Raw genomic sequence first — 12,809 nt, 5'->3', positions numbered from 1 at the left:
TTCGGGAGGGTGGCGGGTCAGAAGGCGTTGACGCCGGTCAGGGCACGCCCGATGAGCAGTTGGTGGATCTGGCTGGTGCCCTCGTAGAGGGTCATCACCCGGGCGTCGCGCAGGTACTTGCCGACGGGGTACTCGTCGATGAAGCCGTAGCCGCCGAAGACCTGGAGCGCGTTGTTGGCGGCCCGGACGGCGGCCTCGCTCGCGTAGAGCTTGGCGACGGAGGACTCGGTGGCGAACGGGAGGCCGCGTTCGATGTGGTCGGCGACCTTCCAGGTGAGCAACCGGGCCGCCTCGACGTCCACCGCGATGCCGGCCAGCAGTTCCTGGACGAGCTGGTGCGAGGCGATCGGCTTGCCGAACTGCTCGCGTTCGCCCGCGTAGCGGACGGCGGCCTCCAGGCAGGCCCGGGCGATGCCGACGCAGCCGGCCGCGACCGACATCCGCCCCTTGGCCAGGGCCGCCATCGCCACCGTGAAGCCCTTGCCGAGCTCGCCGAGCCGGGCACTGTCGGGCACCCGGACGCCGTCCAGGGCGAGTTCGGCGGTGGCCTGGCCGCGCAGGCCGAGCTTGCCGTGGATCTCGGTGCGGCCGAAGCCGGGCAGGTCGGTGGGGACGAGGAAGGCGGTGATGCCCCGGTGGCCCTGGTGTTCGGGCCGGTCGCCGCCGGTGCGGGCGAAGACCAGGGCGACGTCGGCCCAGGTGCCGTTGGTGATGAAGGTCTTGGCGCCGCTGATCAGCCAGCCGTCGCCGTCGCGCACGGCCCGGGTGGTGAGGTTGGCGGCGTCCGAGCCGGTGCCGGGTTCGGTGAGCGCGAAGCAGGCGAGCGCCTCGCCGGAGGTGAGCCGGGGAAGCCAGTGCCGCTTCTGCTCCTCGGTGCCGAAGCCGTTGATCGACTTGGCGACCAGGCCGAGCGAGACCGAGACGATCCCGCGCACGGCGGAGTCGCCGCGGCCGAGTTCCTCCAGCACCAGGCAGTACGCGAGGTGGTCGCCGCCGCTGCCGCCGTACTCCTCGGGGATGGTCAGGCCGAGGAAGCCGACCTTCCCGAGCTTGCCGATGATCGCGCGGTCCACCTGTTCGGCGCGGTCCCACTCGGCGGCGTACGGAGCGATCTCGCGGTCGGTGAAGGAGGCGGCGAGGTCCCGGACGGCGGCCTGCTCCTCGGACAACTCCAGGTTCACGACGGTGCCCACCTCGTTAAACTAGCGCTGCAAGTTTTACGAGGGGACTGTAGCTCCGACCCGCCGTACTGGGAAGGGGCACCTGTCAGAATCGGTCCTCACCCCACCCGACCGGAGGTAGCGACCCGATGGCCCGCCCGCGCACCCCGCTGCTCAGCCGCGAGCGCATCGTCGCCGCCGCGCTGCGGCTGATCGACGGCGAGGGGCTGGAGGTCCTCTCCACCCGCCGCCTCGCCGCCGAGCTCTCGGTCAGCGGGCCGTCGCTCTACAACCACTTCGCCACCAAGGACGAACTCCTGGACGCGGTGGTGGACAGCGTCATCGGGGAAGTCGACCTGTCGATGTTCAGCGCCCCGGACACCCCCTGGCCGCAGGCGCTGCGCGACTGGGCGCGCTCCTACCGCGCCGCCCTGGCCGCCCACCCCAACATCGTCCCGGTGCTCGCCCAGGGCCCGGGGCGCCGGCCCAACGCGCTGCGCCTGGCCGACGCCGTCTTCGGGCACCTGGTCGAGTCCGGGTGGCCGCGCGGCCAGGCGACCCGGATCGGCGCGCTGATGCGCTACTTCGTCACCGGCTCCGCGTTGGCCTCCTTCGCGGCCGGCTTCCCGGCGGACGCCGAGGTCTACGACGCGGCCGACTACCCGCACCTCGGCGAGGCGCACCGGCTCGCCGGGCACCGGGGGACGGTCGACGAGGGCGCCTTCGAGACCGGCCTGGAGGCGCTGCTGGACGGGCTCGCCCTGCGCTTCGAGCGCCTCGCCGTGCGGTCCTAGGTTTCTGGACCACGTCACCGACCTCCGTGGTCCGCCGCCGCCGACCTCCGTGGTCCGACAACGCCAACCTCCGTGGTCGGTACACCTGGCGCCCGGGGCCGGGTGTACCGACCCCCGGGCGCTACCAGGGTTCGCGGGTCAGGAAGGCCGGTCGCTGCTCCGGGTCCACCGGGTCGTAGTAGCGGTGGTAGACCGGCGTCAGCCCGCCGGAGACCGGGGGCACGATCCAGCTCCAGTCCGCCGGGGTCGGGCGGCCGAGCCGCTTCTCCTGGGCGACGTGCTTGAGGAAGCGTTCCGACTCGGTGTGGTGGTCGGCGATCGTCACCCCGGCCTCCTGGAAGGAGTGCAGCACCGCCAGGTTGAGCTCGACCAGGGCGCGGTCGCGCCAGAGCGTGCGGTCGCTGGAGGTGTCCAGGCCCAGCCGGTCGGCGACGGTGCCCAGCATGTCGTAGCGGTCGGCGTCGGCGAGGTTGCGGGCGCCGATCTCGGTGCCCATGTACCAGCCGTTGAACGGCGCGGTGGGGTAGCGGACGCCGCCGATCTCCAGGGTCATGTCGCTGATCGCGGGCACCGCGTACCAGCGCAGCCCGAGGTCGGCGAACCAGGCGTGCTCGGGGTGGCTCAGCGGCACCTCCAGGGTGGTGCCGTCCGGCAGTTCGTACCAGCGGGGCTGCTCGCCCGGCCGTTCCTGGATCAGCAGCGGCAGTGCCTCGAAGCGGTCCTCGGCGCACTTCCAGCCGAGGTCGCGGGCCCGGGCGGTGAGGGCGGCGCCCGCCGGGTCGCCGACCACGGTGCTGCCTTCCGGGCGGTCGACGCGGTGTCCGGCGTAGCGGACCAGCTGCTGGTTGAGGATCCGCGCGGCCGGGCGGCCCGGGCGGTCGGGGGCGAACACCGAGACCATCGGGCGGATCCGGCCGCCGTTGCCCGCCAGCCGCAGGTGCTCGAAGCACTCGGCGGCGATGTCGTCGGCGGAGGACAGGTGGCGCAGGTCGCGGACCACCAGGCTGCGCCAGTAGAGCCGGCCGATGCAGCGGGCGGCGTTGCGCCAGGCGAGCCTGGCGCCGTAGGCGAGTTCGGCGGGGGTGTGCCGGTAGCTGCCGGTGCGGTCGATCTCCTCCCGGACGGCCCGCAGCCTGGGCTCCGGGTCGCCGGCGGCGGGCTGCTCGCGGTGGAACTGCCGGAGGAACCCGGCGGCCTGCTCGGGGTCGGTGAACGGCGCTGGCGCGGGCGGCAGTTGCGGCTGCCGACCCGACGGTGCGGGCGGTGCGACGGGTCGGCCGACAGGCGGTGCGACGGGACGGCCGACGGGTGGGGCGGCACGTGGTGCGACGGCCGGTGCGACGGATGGGGCGGCGGATGGGGCGACGGATGGGGCGAAGGTCGTCGCGATGTGGGCGTGGGCGTACGGACAGCCGCCGCTCGGGGCGGCGGCGGTTCTGCGGGTGCGGAGCCGGTTGAAGATCAAGGACACATCCCTCCTGTCGCACAGGAGTACCGGAGGTGCCCGGCCCGCCGTGGAGAGTGAACGATTCGGCCCCCGCACCCGCGCTCAGCGCGCTAGGGTGCGGGGGCCGAAGGTCAGACTGTAGGACCGGCGGGTGCGGGGCTGATCAGCCCATGTCCTCCAGCCGGACGCCCTTGGTCTCCTTCATGAACTTCGCCACGAAGACCAGCGACAGCGCCGCGAAGGCCGCGTACACCAGGTAGGTCGCCGAGAGGTTCCAGCGCGACAGCGACGGGAACGAGACGGTGATCGCCCAGTTGGCGATCCACTGCGCGGAGGCGGCGACGGACAGTGCGGCGGCGCGGATCCGGTTCGGGAACATCTCGCCGAGCATCACCCAGACGACCACGCCCCAGGACATCGCGAAGAACAGCACGAAGGCGTTGGCGGAGATCAGCGCGACGGTGCCCTGGAGGTCGGGCAGCGTGACGTTGTCGCCGGAGCCGGTCGCGGAGGAGAACGCCCAGCCGGCCGCGGCCAGCGTGACGGCCATGCCGGCCGAGCCGATCAGGGCGAGCGGCTTGCGGCCGATCCGGTCGACCAGCAGGATCGCGATCACGGTGCCGAGGATGTTGATGACCGAGCCGATGAAGCTGATCAGCAGCGAGTTGCTCTGGTCGATGCCGACCGACTGCCACAGGATCGACGAGTAGTAGAAGATCACGTTGATGCCGACCAGCTGCTGGAAGACCGACAGGCCGATGCCGACCCAGATGATCGGGAGCAGGCCGAAGCGGCCGCCGAGCAGATCGCGGAAGCGCGGGCGGTGGTCGGAGGCGATCAGCGACTGGATCTCGGCGATCCGGGCGTCGGCGTCCACGCCCTCGCCCTCGATCGCGGCCAGCACCTTGCGGGCGTCGTCCAGGCGCTCGGCCTGGATCAGGTAGCGCGGGGACTCGGGGATCATCGAGGACAGCACGAAGTAGACCGCGGCGGGGACGACGCAGATGCCGAGCATCCACTGCCAGGCCTCCAGGCCGAGCAGCCGGCCGCGGGTGTCACCGCCGGCGGCGTCCGCCAGCACCCAGTTGACCAGCTGGGATATCGCGATGCCGAGCACGATCGCAGCCTGCTGGAAGGAGGCCAGCCGGCCCCGGTACTTGGTCGGCGCGACCTCGGCGATGTAGGTCGGGGCGATCACCGAGGCGATGCCGATGGCCGCGCCGCCGAGGACGCGCCACAGGGCGAGGTCCCAGGGGGAGAACGGCAGCATCGAGCCGACGGCGCTGACCGCGAACAGCAGCGCGCCCGCCTTCATGATTTTGATGCGGCCGTAGCGGTCGGCGAACCGCCCGGCCAGCGCGGCGCCGACCGCGGAGCCCAGCAGCGCGGAGGACACGATCAGGCCGGTCTCGCCGCTGCCGACGCTGAACTTCCCCTGGATGCCGGAGACGGCGCCGTTGATCACGGAGCTGTCGTAGCCGAACAGGAAACCGCCGAGGGCCGCGGCCGCGGTGATGAAGACGACGAAACCGAGGCGGCCGGGCGCGGTGGCCTCGGCCGCCCCGGAGGGCTTCTGGGTGACGCTCACGATCTTGACTCCTGGTACTCAACGCTGAGCTCGGTAGCCGAGATCGTAACCCCTATTCGTTCAAGCCTTGTACGCGGGGAAGCTCAAATTTTGCTCTGAGAATTCGTAAGGTGAACAAGCAAATTGAGCCTCCTCGCTGTCGTCGCCCGTGGGGGCCGGCCGGCCTTTACGCCGGGGCGGACAGCGAGAGTCCGAACCGGCCCTCGGGGTCGGTCCACCAGTGGGTCAGCCGCAGTCCGGCCGCCGCCAGTTCCCCGGTCACCCGCTCCCGGGTGAACTTGGCCGACACCTCGGTGCGCAGTTCCTCGCCCCGCTCGAAGTGCACCGGCAGGTTCAGGGCCGGGATCTTCACGGTCTGCGAGCGCAGCGAGCGCAGCCGCATCTCGATCCACTCCTGCTCCCGGTCCCAGAGCGCGACGTGCTCGAAGGCGGCCGGGTCGAAGTCGGCGCCCAGCTCGCGGTTGAGCACGTTGAGCACGTTGCGGTTGAACTCGGCCGTCACCCCGGCGCCGTCGTCGTAGGCGGCGACGAGCACCGCCGGGTCCTTGACCAGGTCGGTGCCGAGCAGCAGGAAGTCGTCCGGGTCGAGGGCGGCCCGCAGGCCGCGCAGGAAGGCGGCGCGCTCCGGCGGGAGCAGGTTGCCGAGAGTGCCGCCGAGGAAGGCGACCAGGCGGGGGCCGCCGTCCGGGGGCGGGCCGAGCCGGGCGGTGAAGTCGGCCAGCACCCCGTGCACGGCCAGGCCCGGGTACTCGGCGGCGAGCGCGGTGCCGGCCGCGACCAGCGCGCTCTCGCTGACGTCCACCGGGACGTAGGTCTCCAGGTCGCCGGTCGAGCGCAGCGCGTCCAGCAGCAGCCGGGTCTTCTCGGAGGAGCCGGAGCCCAGCTCGACCAGCGTGCGGGCGCGGGTGGCGGCGGCGATCGCGCCGGCCCGGGCGGTGAGGATGGCCCGCTCGGCGCGGGTCGGGTAGTACTCGGGCAGCCGGGTGATCTCCTCGAACAGCTCGCTGCCCCGCGCGTCGTAGAACCACTTCGGCGGCAGCCATTTCGGCTCGGCGGTCAGCCCGTGCCGGACGTCGTGGTGCAGCGCGGTGCTGAAGTGGTCGGCGGGCAGCAGTCGGACGAGATCAAATGTGTCCATGACAGGGTGGGTCCTCTGTTCAGAAGATGAAGGGAGAGTGGAGGGTCAGTAGTGGCGGGGGAGCGGCCGGACCGAGACGCCCCCGGCGTCGGCCAGCAGCAGGGAGCCGTCCGGGACGGGCGTCCAGCCCGGATCGTCGTCGTACGGCTCGGAGGCCACCACCGTGCCGAGGCCGGGCAGCGCGCGGTGGTGCAGGGTGTCGCCCCAGGTGGTCGCGGCGAGCGTGGTGCCGTCGGTGAGCAGCAGGTTGAGCCGCCCGGTGGTGTGCCCGGTGACGTCGGCCACCGTGCCGGCCAGCGCCTCGCCGAGGTCCGCGCCCCGGCGCAGCCGGTGCAGGGTGAGCGCCCACAGCAGGGCCGAGTCGCTCCGGGCCTCCAGCTCCAGCAACTCGGCGGGCGGCAGCAGGGCGGCCAGCGTGTCCAGCTTGCCGGGCCAGCCGGCCACCGCGCCGTTGTGGCTGAACAGCCAGCGCCCGGCGGCGAACGGCGCGGCCGCGCCCTCACCCGCCGCGCAGCCCTCGGTCGCGGAGCGCACGGCCGCCACCAGCGCCCGGGTGCGGATCACCCGGGCGAGGTCGGCGAAGGCCGGGTCCGCCCAGATCGGCCCGGCCCGGCGGTACCGGGCGGGCAGCTCGTCGCCCTCCGCGTACCAGCCCAGGCCGAAGCCGTCCACGTTGACCGTCCCGTACTGCTGGGTGCGCGGCGCCCAGGACTGCCGGTACAGCGCGTACGGCGGGTGCACCAGCAGCTCCTGCGGCGCCACCGGACCGCCCAGGTAGGCGAGATGGCGGCACATCAGGCCCGCCCCGGGTCGTGGTCCAGGCTGCGGGCGGTGCGGAAGCCGGCGAAGATCTGCCGCCGGACGGGGTAGTCCCAGTTGCGGAAGGTGCCCCGGCAGGCGACCGGCGCCACCGCGAAGCAGCCGCCGCGCAGCACCTTGTACTCGGGCCCGAAGAAGACCTCCGAGTACTCCTCGTACGGCCAGGCCCGGAACCCCGGGTACGAGTGGAAGTCGCTGGCCGTCCACTCCCACACGTCGCCCATCAACTGCCGCACGCCGTAAGGTGACTGACCCTCCGGGTAGCTGCCGGCGGCGGCCGGGCGCAGATGCCGCTGGCCGAGGTTGGCGTGCTCGGGGCCGGGCGGGCCGTCGCCCCAGGGGTAGCGGCGCGAGCGGCCGGTGGCCGGGTCGTGGCGGGCCGCCTTCTCCCACTCGGCCTCGGTCGGCAGCCGCCGCCCGGCCCAGCGGGCGTACGCGTCCGCCTCGTACCAACTTACGTGCAGCACCGGCTCGTTCGGCGGTACGGGCTCGACCGCGCCGAAGCGGCGGCGCAGCCACTGGCCGTCCTGGCGCTGCCAGAACAGCGGGGCGGTCAGGCCGGCCCGCAGGCGGTGCTCCCAGCCCTCCGGCGTCCACCAGCGCGGCTCGTCGTAGCCGCCGTCGGCGATGAAGCGCTGGTAGGCGGCGTTGGTGACCGGGGTGGTGTCCAGGAAGTAGCCCGGCAGCTCCACGGTGTGCGCCGGGCGCTCGTTGTCCAGCGCCCACGGCTCGGTGTCCGTGCCCATGGTGAACGGGCCCGCGGGGACGAGGACTTCGGCCGGCAGGGTGGCCGCGTCGGCGGGCGCGGGCGGCGGCGGGGGAGCGGCCAGCGCGGGCTCGCCCCGACGGAGCTGATGGGTGATCAGCATCGTTTCGTCGTGCTGCTGTTCGTGCTGGGCGATCATCCCGAAGGCGAACCCGGCGTCCAGCAGCGGCGCGCCCTCCAGCGGGCTGGCGGCCAGCAGGTCCAGCACCCGGCCGCGCACCTCGTGGGCGTAGGCGCGGGCCTCGGCGGGCGGCAGCAGCGGCAGGCTCGGGCGCTCGGCCCGGGGGTGCTGGAACGCGTCGTACAGCGGGTCGATCTCGGGGTGCATCGGGTCGCGGCCGCCGACGTTGCGCAGCAGCCAGAGCTCCTCCTGGTTGCCGATGTGCGCGAGGTCCCAGACCAGCGGCGACATCAGCGGCGAGTGCTGGGCGGTCAGGTCGGCATCCTCGACGCAGTCGGTCAGCGCGGCGGTCCGGGCGCGGGCGGCCAGCAGCTCGGTGGCGATGATCTCGCGCAGCGCCTCGCTGCCCGCCCCGGGGTCGGGGGCGGGGCCCGGGGCGCCCGGCCCCGGGGCGGTGGGGGGTCGGACGTCGGTCATGAGGCCTCCTCCGGGAGAGTGCGTCGGGTGCCGGAGCGCAGGGCGTCCAGCTGGTCGTCGGCCGGGCAGCGGCCGCGCGCGGGGTAGCGCTCGGCGAACTCGGCGACGGTGGCGCGCAGCCGCCCGGCGCCGGGCAGTCGGCCCAGCGCGGCGTCGGCGGCGGCGAAGCAGGTGAGGGCGGCGCGGCGCAGCTCGGGGTCGGCGACGCCCAGGGTGGCGGCCCGGCGCCAGACCTCGCTGCGCGGCGGGCGCCGGTCGCTGTCGCGGTCGAGCGGCTCCAGCGCGGCGAGCGCGGTGTCGGCGGCCACCGGGTCGTCCAGCAGTGCGGTGACCAGCGCGGCCGGCACCACCCAGCCGTCCCCGGGCTGGGCGTCGATCATCCGCAGCTCCAGGTGGCCGCGCGGGCGCACCGGCGGGAACAGGGTGGTGCAGTGGTACTCCAAGTCGGCCAGCGTGGGCGGGCGTTCGCCGCCGCCGCGGATCCAGTCGCGGAAGGTCAGGCCGGGCGTGGCCGTCCAGGGCAGGCCCTCCGGCCTTTGCACGCAGAGGACTTCGGCGTCCAGCACGTACTGGGCCCAGGCCTCGCGCGGGTCGCCGTGGTCCGGCTCGGGGGCGAGGGTGCGGCTCGGGTCCATCCGGGACCAGACGGTCTGCCGGGTGGACCGGTGGCCGGTCGGCCGGCCGTCCAGGATCGGGGAGTTGGCGAAGGTGGCGACCAGCACCGGGCCCAGTCGGTGGACCAGCCGCCAGCGTCGTTCGGCCGCGTGCGGACCGGCCGTGTCGCCGGCGTCCAGGCACACCTGCACCGACGCGGTACCGGTCATCATGACCCGGCCCCAGGGGCCGGCCGAGTCGAAGAAGCGCTCCATCGCGAGGTAGCGGGGGTGGTCCAGCACCATCCGTCGGGGGCGGGCGAGCGGGTCCGTCCCGGTGCCGGTGAGTCGCAGGCCCTGCGCCGCGAAGGCGGCCCGCAGGGCGGTCAGATCACGTCGGGTGTCATCGACGCAGGCCAGGAGGCCGGTGGCGGGCGGGGAGCTGAGCTCGACCTGTCCGCCGGGTTCGAGCGTGAGGCGCGAACCCGAGGGGAGCGTGACGCCGTCGGGGCCGCCCAGTGGCAGCGACTCCAGTGCGGCGTGGAGCAGTTCGGGGGGAACGGGTCGGGTCGGACATCGGTCGTCATGGACGAACCACTCGACCTCGACCCCCACCAGGCGGGGCGGTCCGATCTTGAAGCAGACGCCCGACACATGGCTGCGCGCCCCCGATTCGGTCAACGGGGTCACCCCCGTGGGGGGCGGGGGTGCGCTCTGCCGGTCGGGCGGAGTGGTGGGGGATGTCGGTATCACCGGACTCACCATCCTCGGGATCACGATTGCGGGCCCGGTCTACCCTGCCCAGTCTGCTACGGAGCATGCGGGGGCGCTTCGCAAATATCGCGTGAATGTTCGTTTCAGCAGGTCAGGGCCGTGGCGAACGGGTGAATCCGGGGGTGCGGAGGCCGCCGGGCAGGGGCTTGCAGAGGCGTACTGGACGGCGGCACGTGCCCCGGTCACAGGCGGTCCAGCCGCTCCAGGACGGTGTCCAGCACCGGGCCCGGCAGAGCGTAGTTGAGGCGCAGCGAGCCCGCGCCGCCCGGGCCGAACTCGGCGCCGTCGGAGGCCTCCAGTCCGCAGCGCTGCAACAGCGCCGCGCGGGCGTCGGCCGGCGGCAGGCCGAGGGCGGCGGCGTCCAGCCAGAGCAGGTAGGAGGCGCGCGGGGCGGAGCGGACGGCCGGGCCGAGGCGGTCGGTGAGCCGGGCGCGGGCGGCGGCGAGGTGGGCGAGCAGCGCGTCCAGCCACGGGCCGCCCTCGCTCAGGGCGGCCCGCTGCACGGTCTGCTCCAGCAGGCCGCCCTCCCAGAGGCCGTAGCCGGCCATCGTGTCGGTGAGCCGGGCGCGCAGCCCGGGGTCCGGGACGAGGGCGAAACTGCTGGGAACGCCCGAGCAGTTGAAGGTCTTGCCGACGGAGTTCAGGGTGACCACGTGCCAGCGCAGCGCCGGCTCGACGGTGGTGACGGCGACGGGGTGGATCGCGCCGGGGTGGGTGAGGTCGCCGTGCACCTCGTCCGAGACCAGCAGCGCGCCCGCCTCGGCGGCCCACCCGGCGAGGCCGCGCAGGTAGCCGGTCGGCCACACCGTGCCGGAGGGGTTGTGGGGGTTGCTCAGCAGTACGGCGGCCGCGGGGCGGGGGAACGGGCCGCTCGGGGAGCGGTAGCCGTTCGGGCCGAGCCGCAGCGGCAGTTCGCGGTACGGGAGGCCGGCCGCGTGGCAGAGCTGGGCGAAGCCGCCCCACTCGGGGGTGGGGAAGAGGACGGGGGCGTGGGGGTGCGCGGCCTCCGTGCGGACGGTCTCCAGGAGCAGGCGCAGGGTGGTGCGCGGGCCGCAGGGGAGCAGCAGCACCCAGTCGGGGTCGACCTCGACGCCGTGCCGGGCGCGGTACCAGTCGGCGACCAGGGTCCGGCCGACCGGGTCACAGACGGTGTAGCCGTACGCGCGGTGGCGGGCTCGCCGCTCCAGCGCCTCGGCGATGGCGGGCGGGCCGGGCAGGTCCATGTCCGCCAGACCCATCGGGATCACCCCGGGGGCGGCGGCCCGGGCCCACTTGCTGCTGCCGGTGGCGGTGCGGTCGAAGGGGGTGGCGAAGTCCGAGGCGACGCCGACGGGAGGGGCGGGATCGGAGGTCGGCGAACAACTGACAGCTGACAGATTTCGAAATCCGTCATCTGTTCGCTGAAAGTCGTCATCTGTCATCTGTTCGCCATCCCTCGTTCGCCGTCGCCCGCCAGGTACGCCGCGAGCCCGCGGCGGCCCCGGCGCATCATCACCGCGTGGTTGGCCCGGAACAGCGGGTGCAGCGGCAGCGCGAGGCGCCGTAGCAGGGGCTTGCCGGGCCGGGCGTCCTCCTCGAACAGCACCCGGCACCCCGCGCCGCCCGGCCCGTCCGCCGTGACGGTGTACCGCGACCACCCCTCGAGGTCACCGCGCATCACCGCCTCCAGCACCCCGGCCGCCGGGTCGTGCCGCCGCCGCTCCAATCCGATCACCAGCCGGTACGGCAGCAGCGCGCGGAGCACCACCTGCCCGGACTCCGGGCCGGTCTGCCGGACCTCGCGGATCTCCGGCCACCACAGCGGGTAGCTCCGGAGGTCCTCCAGCGCCGCGTACGCCGCTGCGGCCGGGGCCGTGAGTCGCCACACGCTCCGGAAACGGTAGTGGTTGGGATCCACGGGCCCACCCTAGTCCGGCGCCCGCCGTCGGAGGGGCGAACGGGGTCGGCCTGCTGCCGAGTTGGCGCCCGCCGCGCGGGTCCCGTCGATGGCGGAGCTCGAACGCCCGGTACATACGGGGCAAAGAACGCAGTTCGCGGGGAAGGGGGCACTCCGCTTGCACCCGTTCGGGGTGCGAGGGAGGATCTTGTGTGCTTGTAGTCTCATCAGTCACGGCAGCACCTCCAGACGCTGCGCCCCGAACCGGAGTGAAGGAGTCACAGGCATGCGGCGACCGAGCTGGGTACCGGAAGGTACGGACCTGGACAAGCCGAACGCCGCGCGGGTCTACGACTACTACCTCGGGGGCTCCCACAACTTCGAGGTCGACCGGGAGATGGCCCGCAGGGCGATGGCCCTGTGGCCCGAACTGCCCCAGATCATGCGCTCCAACCGGGCCTTCCTGCGCCGCGCGGTGACCTACCTCGCCGAGCACGGCGTCACCCGCTTCCTGGACATCGGCTCCGGCATCCCCACCTTCGGCGCGGTGCACGAGATCGCCCGCGCGATCCGGCCCGGCGCCGAGGTCGTCTACGTGGACCGCGACCCGGTCGCCGTCGCCCACAGCCGCCTGCTGCTCGAGGACGACCCGCACAGCGCCGTCGTCCAGGCCGACCTGCGGGACGTCGACGACCTGCTCGCCCACCCCGAGGTGGCCGCGCTCCTCGCCGCCGGCGAGCCGGCGGCCGTCCTGCTGGTGGCCGTCGCCCACTTCGTCAGCGACGACGAGGACCCCTGGAAGCTGATCGCCACGATCCGCGACCGGCTCCCGGCCGGCAGCGCCCTGGTCCTCTCGCACGCCTCCCTGGAAGCCCGTCCGGACCAGGCCGAGGACCACCAGGAGCTCTACCGGATGACCCCGACCCCGCTGACCATGCGCACCCGCGAGCAGGTCACCGTGATGTTCGACGGCTTCGAGCTGGTCGAGCCGGGCGTCGTCCACCTGCCGCAGTGGCGCCCCGACCAGCCCGGCACGGTCGGCGAGCACCCCGAACGGATCGCCGGGGTGGCGGGCGTGGGGTTCCGCCCTTGAGTGGTCGCACCCGGCGCGCGACCGACGGCCGTACCCTCCACGGGACGGCCGCCGGCCGCCCGGCCGTGCGCACCCCAGGCCGTACCGCCGGGTCCGGCAGCAGCCGTGCCACCGGCCGTACCACCGCGGCCGGCAACAGCCGTGCCACCGGCCGTACCACCGG

Annotated in this window: 11 protein-coding genes; 2 read left to right on the top strand and 9 right to left on the bottom strand. The window is 73.8% G+C overall.

Features of this window, described 5'->3' with window-relative positions; genetic code table 11:
* Positions 1-17: 17 nt before the first annotated feature.
* Positions 18-1,181 (bottom strand): acyl-CoA dehydrogenase family protein, encoded by a 1,164-nt coding sequence (locus ACZ3YL_RS01325; protein WP_188305117.1) that lies wholly within the window; start codon positions 1,179-1,181, stop codon positions 18-20.
* Positions 1,182-1,309: 128 nt separating this feature from the next.
* On the opposite strand from ACZ3YL_RS01325, the gene ACZ3YL_RS01320 reads away from it, so the two are divergent.
* Positions 1,310-1,954 (top strand): TetR/AcrR family transcriptional regulator, encoded by a 645-nt coding sequence (locus tag ACZ3YL_RS01320; RefSeq protein WP_188305113.1) that lies wholly within the window; start codon positions 1,310-1,312, stop codon positions 1,952-1,954.
* Between the two features lie 121 nt (positions 1,955-2,075).
* On the opposite strand, the gene ACZ3YL_RS01315 is transcribed toward ACZ3YL_RS01320, so the two are convergent.
* The 8 genes from ACZ3YL_RS01315 to ACZ3YL_RS01280 form a co-directional block, all read right to left on the bottom strand.
* Entirely contained in the window at positions 2,076-3,188 is a 1,113-nt protein-coding gene (locus ACZ3YL_RS01315; protein ID WP_465655233.1) for a nitric oxide synthase oxygenase, read from the bottom strand.
* A gap of 376 nt (positions 3,189-3,564) precedes the next feature.
* The gene (locus ACZ3YL_RS01310) at positions 3,565-4,989 is read right to left on the bottom strand and encodes a sugar porter family MFS transporter (protein ID WP_465654599.1); all 1,425 of its coding nucleotides are present in this window, start codon (positions 4,987-4,989) and stop codon (positions 3,565-3,567) included.
* A 166-nt stretch (positions 4,990-5,155) separates the two neighbouring features.
* Entirely contained in the window at positions 5,156-6,127 is a 972-nt protein-coding gene (egtD, locus tag ACZ3YL_RS01305; protein ID WP_465654597.1) for an L-histidine N(alpha)-methyltransferase, read from the bottom strand.
* A gap of 45 nt (positions 6,128-6,172) precedes the next feature.
* Complete coding sequence (gene egtC / locus ACZ3YL_RS01300) at positions 6,173-6,922, bottom strand: ergothioneine biosynthesis protein EgtC (protein ID WP_465654595.1); 750 nt, start codon at positions 6,920-6,922, stop codon at positions 6,173-6,175.
* Entirely contained in the window at positions 6,922-8,310 is a 1,389-nt protein-coding gene (gene egtB, locus ACZ3YL_RS01295) for an ergothioneine biosynthesis protein EgtB (RefSeq protein WP_465654593.1), read from the bottom strand. The genes egtC and egtB overlap by 1 nt, the downstream gene beginning before the upstream one ends.
* Positions 8,307-9,593 carry an ergothioneine biosynthesis glutamate--cysteine ligase EgtA gene (gene egtA / locus ACZ3YL_RS01290; RefSeq protein ID WP_465654591.1) on the bottom strand — a complete coding sequence of 429 codons (1,287 nt, stop codon included), beginning with the start codon at positions 9,591-9,593 and terminating at the stop codon, positions 8,307-8,309. The genes egtB and egtA overlap by 4 nt, the downstream gene beginning before the upstream one ends.
* 266 nt (positions 9,594-9,859) lie before the next feature.
* Complete coding sequence (locus ACZ3YL_RS01285) at positions 9,860-11,098, bottom strand: aminotransferase class I/II-fold pyridoxal phosphate-dependent enzyme (RefSeq protein ID WP_465654589.1); 1,239 nt, start codon at positions 11,096-11,098, stop codon at positions 9,860-9,862.
* Positions 11,095-11,544, bottom strand: a complete 450-nt coding sequence (locus tag ACZ3YL_RS01280) for an SRPBCC family protein (RefSeq protein ID WP_465654587.1) — start codon at positions 11,542-11,544, stop codon at positions 11,095-11,097. Before ACZ3YL_RS01280 ends, ACZ3YL_RS01285 begins: the two co-directional genes overlap by 4 nt.
* A 295-nt stretch (positions 11,545-11,839) precedes the next feature.
* Between ACZ3YL_RS01280 and ACZ3YL_RS01275 the strand changes: the two genes are divergently transcribed.
* Complete coding sequence (locus tag ACZ3YL_RS01275; RefSeq protein WP_465654585.1) at positions 11,840-12,646, top strand: SAM-dependent methyltransferase; 807 nt, start codon at positions 11,840-11,842, stop codon at positions 12,644-12,646.
* The last annotated feature ends 163 nt before the right edge of the window (positions 12,647-12,809 follow it).

This window comes from Kitasatospora sp. NPDC023176 (genome assembly GCF_055560495.1).
This window is presented reverse-complemented; position numbering and strand designations above follow the sequence as displayed.